Genomic DNA, 12587 nt, shown 5'->3' on the forward strand with positions numbered 1-12587 from the left:
GGCTATTGGAGTTATTTACCCAGTGATAGGAGTATTTATCACTGGGTATTTTTATGCCCTTTTTTGGGTGTTGATAGGAGGAAAATCACATGAAAATAATTAACTTAGGCATTCTGGCTCACGTTGACGCAGGAAAGACAACATTAACGGAAAGTTTATTGTATACCAGTGGTGCAATTGCAGAACTAGGGAGCGTAGATGAAGGCACAACAAGGACAGATACAATGAATTTGGAGCGTCAAAGGGGAATCACTATCCAGACAGCAGTGACATCTTTTCAGTGGGAGGATGTAAAAGTCAACATTATAGATACGCCAGGCCATATGGATTTTTTGGCGGAAGTATACCGTTCTTTATCCGTATTAGACGGAGCAGTATTATTAGTTTCTGCAAAGGATGGCATACAGGCACAGACCCGTATACTGTTTCATGCACTACAGATAATGAAGATTCCGACAATTTTTTTCATCAATAAAATTGACCAAGAGGGGATTGATTTGCCAATGGTATATCGGGAAATGAAAGCAAAGCTTTCTTCGGAAATTATAGTGAAGCAAAAGGTTGGGCAGCATCCCCATATAAATGTAACGGACAATGACGATATGGAACAGTGGGATGCGGTAATTATGGGAAACGATGAACTATTAGAGAAATATATGTCAGGGAAACCGTTTAAAATGTCAGAACTGGAACAGGAAGAAAACAGGAGATTCCAAAACGGAACGTTATTTCCCGTTTATCACGGAAGCGCTAAAAACAATCTGGGGATTCGGCAGCTTATAGAAGTAATTGCCAGTAAATTTTATTCATCAACGCCTGAAGGTCAATCTGAACTATGCGGGCAGGTTTTTAAGATTGAATATTCAGAGAAAAGGCGGCGTTTTGTTTATGTGCGTATATATAGCGGAACATTGCATTTGAGGGATGTTATTAGAATATCTGAAAAAGAGAAAATAAAAATCACAGAGATGTGTGTTCCGACAAACGGTGAATTATATTCATCCGATACAGCCTGCTCTGGTGATATTGTAATTTTACCAAATGATGTTTTGCAGCTAAACAGTATTTTGGGGAACGAAATACTGTTGCCGCAGAGAAAATTTATTGAAAATCCTCTCCCTATGCTCCAAACAACGATTGCAGTAAAGAAATCTGAACAGCGGGAAATATTGCTTGGGGCACTTACAGAAATTTCAGATGGCGACCCTCTTTTAAAATATTATGTGGATACTACAACGCATGAGATTATACTTTCTTTTTTGGGGAATGTGCAGATGGAAGTCATTTGTGCCATCCTTGAGGAAAAATATCATGTGGAGGCAGAAATAAAAGAGCCTACTGTTATATATATGGAAAGACCGCTTAGAAAAGCAGAATATACCATCCACATAGAAGTCCCGCCAAATCCTTTCTGGGCTTCTGTCGGGTTGTCCATAGAGCCGCTCCCTATTGGAAGCGGAGTGCAGTATGAAAGCAGAGTTTCACTTGGATATTTAAATCAATCGTTCCAAAATGCGGTTATGGAGGGGGTTCTTTATGGCTGCGAGCAGGGGCTGTATGGATGGAAAGTGACAGACTGTAAAATCTGTTTTGAATATGGATTGTATTATAGTCCTGTAAGTACCCCCGCAGACTTTCGGCTGCTTTCCCCTATCGTATTGGAGCAGGCTTTAAAAAAAGCAGGGACAGAACTATTAGAGCCATATCTCCACTTTGAAATTTATGCACCGCAGGAATATCTCTCACGGGCGTATCATGATGCTCCAAGGTATTGTGCAGATATTGTAAGTACTCAGATAAAGAATGACGAGGTCATTCTGAAAGGAGAAATCCCTGCTAGATGTATTCAAGAATACAGGAACGATTTAACTTATTTCACAAATGGGCAGGGAGTCTGCTTGACAGAGTTAAAAGGATACCAGCCAGCTATTGGTAAATTTATTTGCCAACCCCGCCGCCCGAATAGCCGTATAGATAAGGTTCGGCATATGTTCCACAAGTTAGCTTAACAGCTTGCAAAAGTCATATAAAATGAGATTTGAAAGGATTAGAGACTAATTATGATGAAATGCGAATGGATATTGTGTCCTGTTTGTGGGAGCAAAACCCGTAATAAAATTAGGAAGGACACTGTTTTGGAGAATTATCCCCTTTATTGTCCAAAATGCAGACAAGAAAGATTGATTAAAGTTGACAACTTGAAGATAACTGTCATCAAAGAGCCAGACGCTTAAGACGCAGAGCCGATGAAATTGTGGAACAATTCACGAATCATCGGCTCTTTTTGTTTCGTATTTGAAAGAACAAACTCACCAAATAAAAAAAACGATATTCGGGTGGGTTATTTTGTTATACCCTAAATTACCCTCTGAATTTGTTTTTAAATTTGGAGGGATTTTTTTATGTCCTTTTTTCGGGCAGTTATCTATCTGCTCATACGAAGCAAAATTTATCAATACATAGCATATCAGAGAACGGCAGGAAACCAGTTAAAAAAATTTCTGCCAGTGCAACGGTACTTCTCACCTTGAAAGTAGAAGTACAATCTCCATACAATAGAATTACTATTTCCTATAACCGTAAAGGTCACAGAGCCTTTGCGGTTTTTCTTTTGTCGATTTTTGTTGGAAAGTGCCGTAGGGCTGTTTCTGATATGCGGTGTCGTTCTCCGCCTCTCCATCTGGATTTTTTACATTTCAAAAATTCAGATGGGAGGTATTTATGGTGAAATATGCACCAAGAAAGGTATATATCAGAGAAAGTGGCGGCTATGTGGAATTATCCTACACGGAGTTCTGCCGTTGCAGGGAATCCGACCAGACCTATATGGACAAGCTGTTTATCCCCATTCAAGGCTGTCTGCTTGAAGTCGTGAGGGAGCAATACACAGACTTCTACCGTGACAAGGAACGGTGGCGTTATCTGCAAAAATTAGATACAAAGAATAGACTGCTATCTCTCGACGGATTTACGGACAGCGAGGGGAATCCTCTGGACTTTATCACTGATGAAGCGGTGGACATTGCAGAAACCGTTGTCAATGCGGTCATGGTGGACAGGCTGAAAGCCGCCCTGCCTTTGCTGTCGGATAGTGAACAGGAGCTGATACAGGCAATCTTTTTTGACGGACTTTCCGAGCGTGAAGTCGGGGCGAGGTTGGGCATAACCCAGAGCGTTGTAAACAAACGCAAAGCCAGAATCCTAATAAAACTAAGAAAGATAATAGAAAATTAAAATTTAAGGCGTTCAGCCCCCTTGTTTTTTCCTTTGGGAAGATGAGGGGGCTTTTCTCTGCCCTCTCAATCAATTCTGATTGGAGGAAGTAAGAATGGCATACAACCACGGACGGGAGGACAGGAAATGGCGTATCTGGAAAGAAGCGGAGGAAAAGCTGCTGCGTGAGTGCGGCGTTGATGAAGCGACCATTGAGCAGATACGCATGGCGGACAGGGCAGACTTCAATTCCAACAGGCGGTTTTACCGATGGACGAATGACGTTGCGGAATATCTTGAGGACATGGCAGGCAGGGAGCGGCAGGCGGAAGTGGGTACGGTTGCGGAGTTACTGGAAGAGATTGAGAGCGAAAATCTCTATCAAGTATTAGTCACGGTGGACGGGCGTACCTTGAAAATCGTCCTGCTGAAAATGCAGGGGTATTCCACAAAGGAGATTGCCCCGCTTGTGCATTTGACGACTGGTGCCATCTATGCGAGGTTAGACCATCTGCGGAAGAAGCTGCGGAAAATTTTATAGCTTCTAAAACAGCCTGCCATCCTGCGGGCTACTGGGTGAGGGATGGAAATCCCCTCACTCATTTTTTGCAGGAGGACAACAGGATGGCATACAGGGTTAAGGCATACACGCTTCGGGAGGAATCCACGGAAAGCGGCACAAGGTATTTTATCAGCTTTAAGGACGGGCAGGGCAAATCCCACGAGTTGGAAGTGTCGGAACAGTTCTTTATGGAGTTTCGGCAGATGGAGCGCAGGAACAGGAATCTTTTCTAATGGGACGAGCGGCACAGGGAGTTTAACGAGGTATGGGACGAAACCCTTTACAGACGGGCGTTGCGTGTGCCTAAGAGCCTTGATGAACGCATGGTTGAGGAAGAACGGAATGAAACGCTCTATAAGGCGGTTGGGAGCCTTCCAGAGATACAAAGGCGGCGTTTCCTGCTCTACTACGAGTATGAGTTCAATTTTTACCAAATCGCCGCTATGGAGCATTGCACCGCTTCGGCAATACAGAAATCTGTTGCGATTGCAAAGGAGAAAGTAAAGGCGGAAATTGAAGAAATATCTCCAACCGTGACCGACACCGCCCGAAAAAGAAATCTGTTTTTTATTTGTGTGGGATTGGCGGCATTACATACTCTCACTTTTTTCCGTGGGAGTAAATCTATTTTTAAGGAGGTCAACGCCTATGTGCAACGAAAACAAAGACACCGCCCGAAAGGAGGAAAGCCATGCAGAAGTTACAGACAGTCAACGCCGAAACGCTCCTTTATGAACCGCTTGAGAAACCATCCTTTGTGGTGGACAGCCTTATCCCGACAGGCTTATCGCTGTTCTGCGGCTCACAGAAGATAGGCAAAAGCTGGCTCATGCTGAAGCTATGCTTATGCGTGTCGCAGGGAATCCCTTTATGGGATATGCCGACAATGGAGGGCGATGTGCTTTACCTCTGCCTTGAGGACACGTTCTGCCGCATACAGGACAGGTTATTTCGTTTGACGGACGAAGCAAGCGGGCGGCTCCACTTTGCCGTGGCAAGCTGCAAGCTGTCAGACGGTCTTATCGTGCAGCTTGAAGATTATCTGAAAGATTACCCAGACAGCAGGCTCATTGTCATTGATACCTTGCAGAAAGTCCGTACAGCTTCAAAAGACAATGCCTATGCAAGCGACTATGGGGACATCTCCCTCATCAAAGACTTTGCCGACAGGCACTCTCTGGCGGTCATTGTCGTACACCACATCCGAAAGCAGAATGACAGCGACGTGTTCAACAAGGTGTCTGGGACGACAGGATTAACGGGGAGTGCGGACGCTACCTTTGTTCTGGAAAAGGAGAAACGTGCGTCTGACACCGCCAAGCTGTATGTGACGGGCAGGGACACGCCTTATCAGGAATACACGCTGCGTTTCCGTGATTGCCGTTGGGAGCTTGTGGAGCGGAAAACGCAGGAGCAGCTTGCGAAAGAAACGATACCAGATGTCCTTTTTCGGTTGGTGGATTTTATGAGGGATAAGGAAGAATGGATAGGCACGGCAACGGAACTGTTAGCCGCTATGGGGGAAACGGAAACCATACCCACGGTGATTACGAAATGGCTGAATGAATACCGCACCACATTTTTAAGCGAGAACCGTATCTGCTACCAGTACAGCCGCAGGAAAGACGGCAGGCGGATTGCCCTTGCAAGGAGGGCGGGTGACAGCGGTGATGGTGGTGACAGCGATATTAGGATACCCCCCTGTTACTGTCATTGACGCTTAAAGCCATGTAAAGCTGGCGGCTCTGCCCTGCGGGTGACAGCAGTGACGGTGGTGACAGTGATTTTAGGATACCCTGCCGCTGTCATCCCTACGGGAGAACACCCCGTAAACGCAAAATGCAGGCGTGAGATTTACTCGCCCTTTTCGGTCGTGTAAAACCACCCCTGCGGTCAGAAAAATCATTCCGATTTTTCCGACTGCGTTTACAGGGTGTAACACACTACACTTTGCCCTGCAAAGTCGTGTGCCAGACGTTCCCTCTGGACTCCCTTAAGGCAGGGCTTACGCCCTGCTTATCCTACGCTCCACGCTTCGGATAAAAGAATGGCAGCATGACGGTGACGGCTCTTGCGAGGGGGGTATCCCAAAAACACCGTCATCATCGACATGACCGTCATGCAGGGGGTGAGGGTGACAGTTGCGGCAGTCGGCAGGGGGTATCCCAAAACTGCTGTCACCACCGTCACCGCTGTCACCCCAAAGGACGGTCACCCGCCGAAAGAAAGGAGGAATCCGCCTATGCCTTATGCAATCCTGCGTTTCCAGAAACGAAAAGCGGGCGGCGTTGCGGCTTGTGAACGCCACAACGAGCGGAAGAAAGAAGCCTACAAAAGCAACCCAGATATAGATATGGAACGCTCTAAAAACAATTACCATCTCATAGCACCACCAAAGTACACCTACAAGAAAGAGATTAACCGCATGGTAGCCGAAGCGGGGTGCAGGACAAGGAAAGACAGCGTGATGATGGTGGAAACGCTCATCACAGCTTCACCAGAATTTATGAACCAGTTACCGCCCGAAGAACAAAAAGCGTATTTCCAGACGGCTCTTGACTTCATTTCGGAGCGTGTTGGAAAGCAGAATATCCTCTCCGCTGTCGTCCATATGGACGAGAGAACGCCCCATATGCACCTCTGCTTTGTGCCGATTACGCCAGACAATAAGCTGTCAGCGAAAGCTATCTTAGGCAACCAGAAATCATTATCCGAGTGGCAGACCGCCTACCATGAGCGGATGTCCTCACGGTGGAATCAGCTTGAACGGGGGCAGTCCTCAATGGAAACCAAGCGGAAACACGTCCCCACATGGCTCTATAAATTAGGCGGCAGGCTTGATAAACAGTATGAAGAAATCGTGTCTGCCCTATCCGACATCAACGCCTTTAACGCAGGGAAGAAAAGGGATAAAGCGTTAGATTTACTCTCTGCATGGCTGCCAGACGTGGAGAAATTCTCTAAGGAAATCGGGAAACAGCAGGCGTATATCGACAGTTTGAAAGAGAGAATTGGGCAGGAATCAGACTATGCGGGGCGTATGCGTGATGAAAAGTACGAGCAGGAACTAAAGGTGCAGAAAGCGAATCAGAAGATATTTGAATTGCAGAGAACCAACGAGCAGATGGGGCGGCTGCTGTCAAAAATACCGCCCGAAGTGTTGGAAGAATTGCAGAAAAATCATAGAAGCAGAGCGAAAGAAAGGTAGATATGTGAATGAAGAAACAGGATTTTAAGGTGTTAAAGACCAAAGACTTGTACCCGTTCCCCGACAATCCGTTTCATGTGGCAGAAGATGAAACACTGTCAGAGTTAGCGGAAAGCATCAAGGAATTTGGCATTGTCACGCCGATAATCACACGCCCGAAAGAGGACGGGGACGGTTATGAAGTGATTGCAGGACAGCGGCGTGTCCGTGCTTCTGAACTTGCAGGGATAAATACCGTGCCTGCGTTTGTCCTGCCCTTAGACCGTGACCGAGCCATCATCACCCTTGTAGACAGCAATTTGCAGCGTGAGAATATCCTGCCATCGGAGCGGGCGTTTGCTTACAAGATGAAATCCGAAGCCATGAAGCGGCAGGGTTTCCGCACAGACTTAACCTCGTCACAAGTTGTGACGAAGTTGCGGACGGACGACAAGGTGGCACAGGGCTTCGGCGTGGGCAGGATGACCGTGCAGCGTTTTATCCGCCTGACGGAACTGATACCGCCGATTTTGCAGATGGTGGACGAGGGGAAAATCGCCCTCACGCCTGCGGTGGAACTGTCCTTCTTGAAGAAAGACGAGCAGGAAAACCTCTTTGCCACGATGGAGAGCGAAGAAGCAACGCCCTCACTCTCACAGGCACAGCGGATGAAACAGTTAAGCCAGAGCGGGCGGCTTGACATGGATACGATATTTGCGATTATGACGGAGGAAAAGGGCAACCAGAAAGAAACCTTGAAAATCAACACAAGCAAGCTGAAAAAATACTTTCCGAAGAACACAACGCCGAAGCAGATGGAGGAAACCATCATCAAACTTTTGGAGCGTGAGTTGCAGAGGAAACGCAACCGTGACAGCCGCTAATCTTCTTTTTTCGGGAAGTAAATACAGAGAGTTGAGGTATGGAGAATGAGAGAAATCCAGTATGAAATCGTAAAGGAAATCGCAGTATTGTCTACGGGCGACAGTGGCTACACAAAGGAAATCAATCTCATTTCATGGAATGGGAAAGAGCCGAAGTATGACATCCGCAGCTTTTCCCCGAACCGTGAAAAGTGCGGCAAGGGAATCACGCTGAACGCTGATGAAGCGGCGGCACTCCTTAAAGCATTACAGAAAGAATTAAACAGCGAGGATTAATGGTATCTGATTGGCAGGGCGGGGACATTTCCAAACTCTTCCCTGCCCTGTCTGGAAAGGAAGATTTAAGTATGGGCGAGGATAAGAAAGCAGATAAAAAGAGAAAGCGTATCGTGCCAAAAGCACCAGTGCAGATGATAATCAGCCGTGAATATGTCGGCACACAGACCGTTACAGAAGCGTTTGTCCCGATTATCTCCGAGGATATTCGGAAGAAGATTGCCGAGGGCGACACCTTCGACAATGAGGGGCTGTCCGCTTAGAATGTACGCAATGGGACATGAAAACAGATAGGACAGATACGGAGGTTTTACAGTATGGCAGGAATCAAAGAAGAAAAGAAAATCTATTTAGTCGGCATTTATTGCCGCTTATCTAAAGACGATGGTACGGATAACGAGAGTGCGAGCATTGCGACACAGAAATCCATCCTCACGGATTATGTGAAAAAGCAGGGATGGCACATAGCAAAAACGTATGTGGACGATGGTTATTCTGGTACAAATTTCCAAAGACCAAGTTTCCAGAATATGATAAAAGACATTGAAAGCGGTCTGATAAACTGCGTGATTACGAAAGATTTATCCCGTCTGGGGAGAAACTATCTTGATTGTGGGTTATATCTGGAAGTTTTCTTCCCAGAGCATAACGTGAGGTATATAGCGGTCAATGACGGCGTAGATACCTTGAATAAATCTGCTATGGACATCACGCCTTTCCGCAACATTTTAAACGAAATGTATGCCGCTGACATATCTGTTAAGATAAAATCGGCATATCGGGCGAGGTTTCAACAGGGGAAATTCATGGGAACTACCGCCCCTTATGGCTATATCAAAGACCCTGCCGACCACAACCATCTGCTGATAGATGATAAAGTGGCACATGTTGTAAAAGAGATATTCGACCTTGCATTAAAAGGGAATGGAGTTGCCAAAATTTGCAGACATCTTAATAAACAGCATATCCTACGCCCTGCCGCTTATGCGGCGGAGCGTGGCGAAACAGGCTTTGAACGTCATTTTGAGGGGAACGAGGACAAACGCTATATTTGGAGTGGGAACAGCGTGAGGAGCATTTTAAGAAGCCCGATATATGCGGGAAATCTTGTAGGCTACAAACGGATTGCCGCCAATATGAAAAGCAAGAAACGCCCCTCTAAGCTGCCCGAAGAATGGGAAGTGATACCCAATACCCATGAGGGAATAGTCACGCAGGAGGAATTTGATATTGTCCAACAGCTTATTACAAGTCGTAGGCTTCCACAGAACAAGGGAGGATTTGTAAATATTTTTGCAGGCGTTATCAAGTGTGTGGACTGCGGATGTGCTCTGCGGGCAATGAACGTACACAGGAGGAAACGCCCAGAGATTATCGACTGTGTACAGTATTCATGTAATAATTATGCAAGAAACGGAAGAAGCGAGTGTAGTGCCCACAATATAGAAGCAAGGGATTTATTCAATGCCGTTCTTGCCGACATCAACTGTTTTGCGGATATGGCAGTGAATGATGAAAAGGCGGTCAGGGCCATAGAAAAGCGGCTCACGGAAACAGACCAGAGCAGGGCGAAAGCATTAGAGAAAGAACGTAAGAAGCTGAACAAACGCCTTGCGGAACTGGACAGGCTGTTTTCCTCTCTCTACGAGGATAAGGTCATGGAGCGTATTACCGAGCGGAATTTTGAGATGATGTCGGGGAAATACCAGAAAGAGCAGCTTGAAATTGAAGCAAGGCTGAAAGAGGTGACGGAAACTCTTAATGAAAGCTACGAGAAATCACGGGGAATCCGTGACTTCCTCGCCCTTATCCGAAATTATCAAGGCTTAAAAGAACTGGATGCAACAGTTATAAACGCACTCATAGACAAGATACTTGTTTCGGAGCGTGAGAAGATGGCAGACGGAACAGTGAAGCAGGAAATCAAGATTTACTATAAATTCATCGGCTTTGTCGATGAATTACATATCATACCTACAAAACGGTGGGCAGCAATGCCCGCTAAAAATTGTACGGTGTGCGGCGTTGAATATGTCCCGGGCTCTGGTGCATCAAGGTATTGTCCTGCTTGTGCCAAGAAGATACGGAGGGAGAAATCAAACGAGAGCAAACGCAGGAGCAGAGAACAGAAAAGGATAGCATGTATGAACTGTCCGCAAAAAATGACCGACTGATTCTGCGCAGGGAAGGCAAGAGAAACGGCGGTCAGCGCATTTTCACTGATCTGTGCGACGAACATGCTGTCCACCACGTTGTATAGCGCCTGGACCAACATGGAAATGACCATGGGTATGGACATGGTCAAAAGGAGCCGCCCTACGGGCATGACCCCCATCTTGTTCTCTTTTTTAGTTTCGATTTGTTCATTCATAGATGTATGTACCTCCTATATGTCTATCTAATTAGTTTCTTATGAAACTATATTTGCAAAAAAATAAATCCTTTTTATCGGATTGCACTTCTTATTATAGTTGAAAACCCAGAAAAAGTCAACAAAAAAGGAAAGAACTATTGACAAAAAATGGTTTTCTGATTATTATAAAAGTTGCAACAGAAACTAAATGGGGCGAGGTAAAGTATTATGGACTCACTACAGGGGGAGATGCTCAAGATGATCTCCCAGATTTATCGCAGGACGCAAATCTATATGAACGAGAGGATGAAGGACATGGACCTCAGCGGAGCCCTGACACCTTTTGTCATGATTACCTGTGAGAATGGAATGATGACGCAGAACAAGTTCTGCGAACTGATGGACATGAGCAAAGGCACCGTGGCGAAGACCATGAATAAGCTGGAGGAGCACGGTTATGTGAAGCGGTGCGCCAATGCAGCGGACGGGCGTTCTATCGACGTATATCCGACAGAACGCGCCCGGGAGGTCTACCCCAATCTGGTACAGGCGGGAGAGGACTGGGTCGGCGTGATGACGGAGGGGATGACGGAGATCGAACGGAATATCTTTTTGGAACTGCTGAAGAAGGTGTCCGGCAATATCGGCAGGCACTTTGACGCATTATAACAGACAGGGGAAAATTTTACAGAAATATGTATTGAAAACAGCAGCGAAATGTAGTATAACAGATGGAGTAAATCTTGCGAACGGAAGGAAACTGTCATGAGCAGAGCGATTGTTAAGAAAGAGGCCAAGAGATATGCTATTGTCATCTTCGGCGCGTTTTTGTTTTCAGTGGGAATGAATTGTTTTATTGTCCCCCTCAATTTGTACAGCAGCGGCGTCCTGGGCATTGCGCAGATCATCAGAACTCTGCTGCAGCAGAGCGCCGGACTACATTTTCAGATGGATATCGCAGGGGTTTTGAATTTTGTCTTCAACCTGCCCCTGTTTTTCATCGCCTATAAGACCATGTCGAAGAACTTCTTCGTCAAAACGCTGTTGTCGGTCATCGTGCAGACCGTCTTCATGACCTTTTTACCGATTCCAGCGGAGCCGATTTTGGAAGATATGCTGGCAAACTGCATCATCGGCGGCGTCATGGGCGGCATCGGCATGGGTCTGACGCTGCAGTGCTCCGGCTGCGGCGGGGGCATGGACATTCTGGGCGTTTACTTCACAAAGAAGTTCGAAAACTTCTCTGTGGGGAAACTTTCGCTGCTGATCAACGCAGTGCTCTATCTGCTCTGCGCTGTCCTCTTTGATTTGGAAATTGCGATCTATTCGATCCTCTTCCTGGCATGCCTGACGCTGGTCACGGACAGGGCGCACTATCAGAACATCAATGTAACCTGCATGGTGTTTTCCAAGGCAAAGGACATCGAAGGCGCCATTATGGAGGAGATGGGCCGCGGCGTGACCGTGTGGGACGGCATGGGCGCTTACACCTCAGAGCATACCCGGATCATGACCGTGGTCATCAACAAATACGAGGTGAACCACCTGAAGGCTATCGTCAAAAGCAGAGACGCCCGTGCGTTCCTCATCTTTTTCGAGGGTACCCATGTCAGCGGAAATTTTGAGAAACGATTGTAGATAGAGGAGTGATAGAATGAGAATTTTAGTCATAGACGGACAGGGCGGCAGGCTGGGAAAGCAGCTGATCGAGTCCATTCGAAAGGCATTTCCCGCTGCTGAAATTACGGCGGTGGGAACCAACAGCACAGCGACGGCGACCATGCTGAAGGCAGGCGCCGACGAGGGCGCGACGGGGGAGAATCCGGTCATCGTGGCTTGCCGCAGGGCAGATGTCATCGTAGGTCCTATCGGCATCGTCATCGCAGACGCCCTTCTCGGGGAAGTGACAGCCGATATGGCGCTGGCAGTTGCAAGAAGCAGGGCGGCGAGAGTGCTGATCCCGATGAACCGCTGTGATCACCTGGTGGCGGGGGTCAAAAGCCAGTCCATCGGGGAGCTGATAGAAGATGCCATAGAGAAAATAAGACAAGCCGCCCAGGGGATTTGTTAAAGAGTAGAGCAAAATAGCTCCGTAATGTTACCGCATTACGG

General features: G+C 46.8%; 14 protein-coding genes and 1 pseudogene. 14 read left to right on the top strand and 1 reads right to left on the bottom strand.

Features of this window, described 5'->3' with window-relative positions; all coding sequences use genetic code 11:
- The first annotated feature begins 89 nt into the window (after positions 1-89).
- The 11 genes from tet(O) to BN6539_RS10660 all read left to right on the top strand — a co-directional run bounded on the left by tet(O) (position 90) and on the right by BN6539_RS10660 (position 10296).
- The gene (gene tet(O) / locus BN6539_RS10615) at positions 90-2009 is read left to right on the top strand and encodes a tetracycline resistance ribosomal protection protein Tet(O) (RefSeq protein WP_000691758.1); all 1920 of its coding nucleotides are present in this window, start codon (positions 90-92) and stop codon (positions 2007-2009) included.
- A gap of 54 nt (positions 2010-2063) precedes the next feature.
- The gene (locus tag BN6539_RS21845; RefSeq protein WP_004614788.1) at positions 2064-2234 is read left to right on the top strand and encodes a cysteine-rich KTR domain-containing protein; all 171 of its coding nucleotides are present in this window, start codon (positions 2064-2066) and stop codon (positions 2232-2234) included.
- A gap of 487 nt (positions 2235-2721) precedes the next feature.
- Complete coding sequence (locus BN6539_RS10620; protein ID WP_000241709.1) at positions 2722-3234, top strand: sigma-70 family RNA polymerase sigma factor; 513 nt, start codon at positions 2722-2724, stop codon at positions 3232-3234.
- A 94-nt stretch (positions 3235-3328) separates the two neighbouring features.
- Entirely contained in the window at positions 3329-3754 is a 426-nt protein-coding gene (locus BN6539_RS10625; protein ID WP_000323895.1) for an RNA polymerase sigma factor, read from the top strand.
- 83 nt (positions 3755-3837) lie between these two features.
- Positions 3838-4008, top strand: a complete 171-nt coding sequence (locus tag BN6539_RS23550; RefSeq protein ID WP_000331638.1) for a hypothetical protein — start codon at positions 3838-3840, stop codon at positions 4006-4008.
- Positions 4009-4466: 458 nt separating this feature from the next.
- The gene (locus BN6539_RS10635; protein ID WP_001170964.1) at positions 4467-5492 is read left to right on the top strand and encodes an AAA family ATPase; all 1026 of its coding nucleotides are present in this window, start codon (positions 4467-4469) and stop codon (positions 5490-5492) included.
- 354 nt (positions 5493-5846) lie between these two features.
- Positions 5847-6983: a MobV family relaxase gene (gene mobV, locus BN6539_RS10640; protein WP_019662321.1), complete on the top strand. Its 1137-nt coding sequence runs from the start codon at positions 5847-5849 to the stop codon at positions 6981-6983.
- Between the two features lie 8 nt (positions 6984-6991).
- Positions 6992-7846: a ParB/RepB/Spo0J family partition protein gene (locus BN6539_RS10645; RefSeq protein WP_000743700.1), complete on the top strand. Its 855-nt coding sequence runs from the start codon at positions 6992-6994 to the stop codon at positions 7844-7846.
- A gap of 45 nt (positions 7847-7891) precedes the next feature.
- On the top strand, positions 7892-8122 hold the full coding sequence (locus BN6539_RS10650; protein WP_001206986.1) for a YdbC family protein: 231 nt from the start codon (positions 7892-7894) through the stop codon (positions 8120-8122).
- Positions 8122-8385, top strand: coding sequence for a hypothetical protein (locus tag BN6539_RS10655; RefSeq protein ID WP_000253176.1), 264 nt, complete (start codon positions 8122-8124; stop codon positions 8383-8385). Before BN6539_RS10650 ends, BN6539_RS10655 begins: the two co-directional genes overlap by 1 nt.
- A gap of 54 nt (positions 8386-8439) precedes the next feature.
- Positions 8440-10296: a recombinase family protein gene (locus BN6539_RS10660; RefSeq protein WP_001820670.1), complete on the top strand. Its 1857-nt coding sequence runs from the start codon at positions 8440-8442 to the stop codon at positions 10294-10296.
- Here BN6539_RS10660 and BN6539_RS23330 read toward each other — a convergent pair.
- Positions 10296-10493 (bottom strand): annotated as a pseudogene (locus BN6539_RS23330) (MATE family efflux transporter); the annotation flags it as partial. The gene BN6539_RS10660 and the pseudogene BN6539_RS23330 overlap by 1 nt on opposite strands.
- 210 nt (positions 10494-10703) lie before the next feature.
- On the opposite strand from BN6539_RS23330, the gene BN6539_RS10665 reads away from it, so the two are divergent.
- The 3 genes from BN6539_RS10665 (at position 10704) to BN6539_RS10675 (ending at position 12546) form a co-directional block, all read left to right on the top strand.
- The gene (locus BN6539_RS10665) at positions 10704-11144 is read left to right on the top strand and encodes a MarR family winged helix-turn-helix transcriptional regulator (protein ID WP_082907459.1); all 441 of its coding nucleotides are present in this window, start codon (positions 10704-10706) and stop codon (positions 11142-11144) included.
- A gap of 96 nt (positions 11145-11240) precedes the next feature.
- Complete coding sequence (locus tag BN6539_RS10670) at positions 11241-12113, top strand: YitT family protein (protein ID WP_067537786.1); 873 nt, start codon at positions 11241-11243, stop codon at positions 12111-12113.
- A 16-nt stretch (positions 12114-12129) separates the two neighbouring features.
- Positions 12130-12546 carry a DUF3842 family protein gene (locus tag BN6539_RS10675; RefSeq protein ID WP_067537788.1) on the top strand — a complete coding sequence of 139 codons (417 nt, stop codon included), beginning with the start codon at positions 12130-12132 and terminating at the stop codon, positions 12544-12546.
- Positions 12547-12587 lie beyond the last annotated feature (41 nt).

This window comes from Emergencia timonensis, from assembly GCF_900086585.1.
Classification (GTDB): Bacteria; Bacillota; Clostridia; order Peptostreptococcales; family Anaerovoracaceae; genus Senimuribacter; species Senimuribacter timonensis.

Bases quoted from the DNA above. Each gene is read 5' to 3' on its own strand.
- BN6539_RS10660 (WP_001820670.1), top strand. From the start codon at position 8,440: ATGGCAGGAATCAAAGAAGAAAAGAAAATCTATTTAGTCGGCATTTAT.
- BN6539_RS10650 (WP_001206986.1), top strand. From the start codon at position 7,892: ATGAGAGAAATCCAGTATGAAATCGTAAAGGAAATCGCAGTATTGTCT.
- BN6539_RS10635 (WP_001170964.1), top strand. From the start codon at position 4,467: ATGCAGAAGTTACAGACAGTCAACGCCGAAACGCTCCTTTATGAACCG.
- BN6539_RS10655 (WP_000253176.1), top strand. From the start codon at position 8,122: ATGGTATCTGATTGGCAGGGCGGGGACATTTCCAAACTCTTCCCTGCC.
- BN6539_RS23550 (WP_000331638.1), top strand. From the start codon at position 3,838: ATGGCATACAGGGTTAAGGCATACACGCTTCGGGAGGAATCCACGGAA.
- BN6539_RS10675 (WP_067537788.1), top strand. From the start codon at position 12,130: ATGAGAATTTTAGTCATAGACGGACAGGGCGGCAGGCTGGGAAAGCAG.
- BN6539_RS10665 (WP_082907459.1), top strand. From the start codon at position 10,704: ATGGACTCACTACAGGGGGAGATGCTCAAGATGATCTCCCAGATTTAT.
- BN6539_RS10620 (WP_000241709.1), top strand. From the start codon at position 2,722: ATGGTGAAATATGCACCAAGAAAGGTATATATCAGAGAAAGTGGCGGC.
- BN6539_RS10645 (WP_000743700.1), top strand. From the start codon at position 6,992: ATGAAGAAACAGGATTTTAAGGTGTTAAAGACCAAAGACTTGTACCCG.
- BN6539_RS21845 (WP_004614788.1), top strand. From the start codon at position 2,064: ATGAAATGCGAATGGATATTGTGTCCTGTTTGTGGGAGCAAAACCCGT.
- BN6539_RS10670 (WP_067537786.1), top strand. From the start codon at position 11,241: ATGAGCAGAGCGATTGTTAAGAAAGAGGCCAAGAGATATGCTATTGTC.
- BN6539_RS10625 (WP_000323895.1), top strand. From the start codon at position 3,329: ATGGCATACAACCACGGACGGGAGGACAGGAAATGGCGTATCTGGAAA.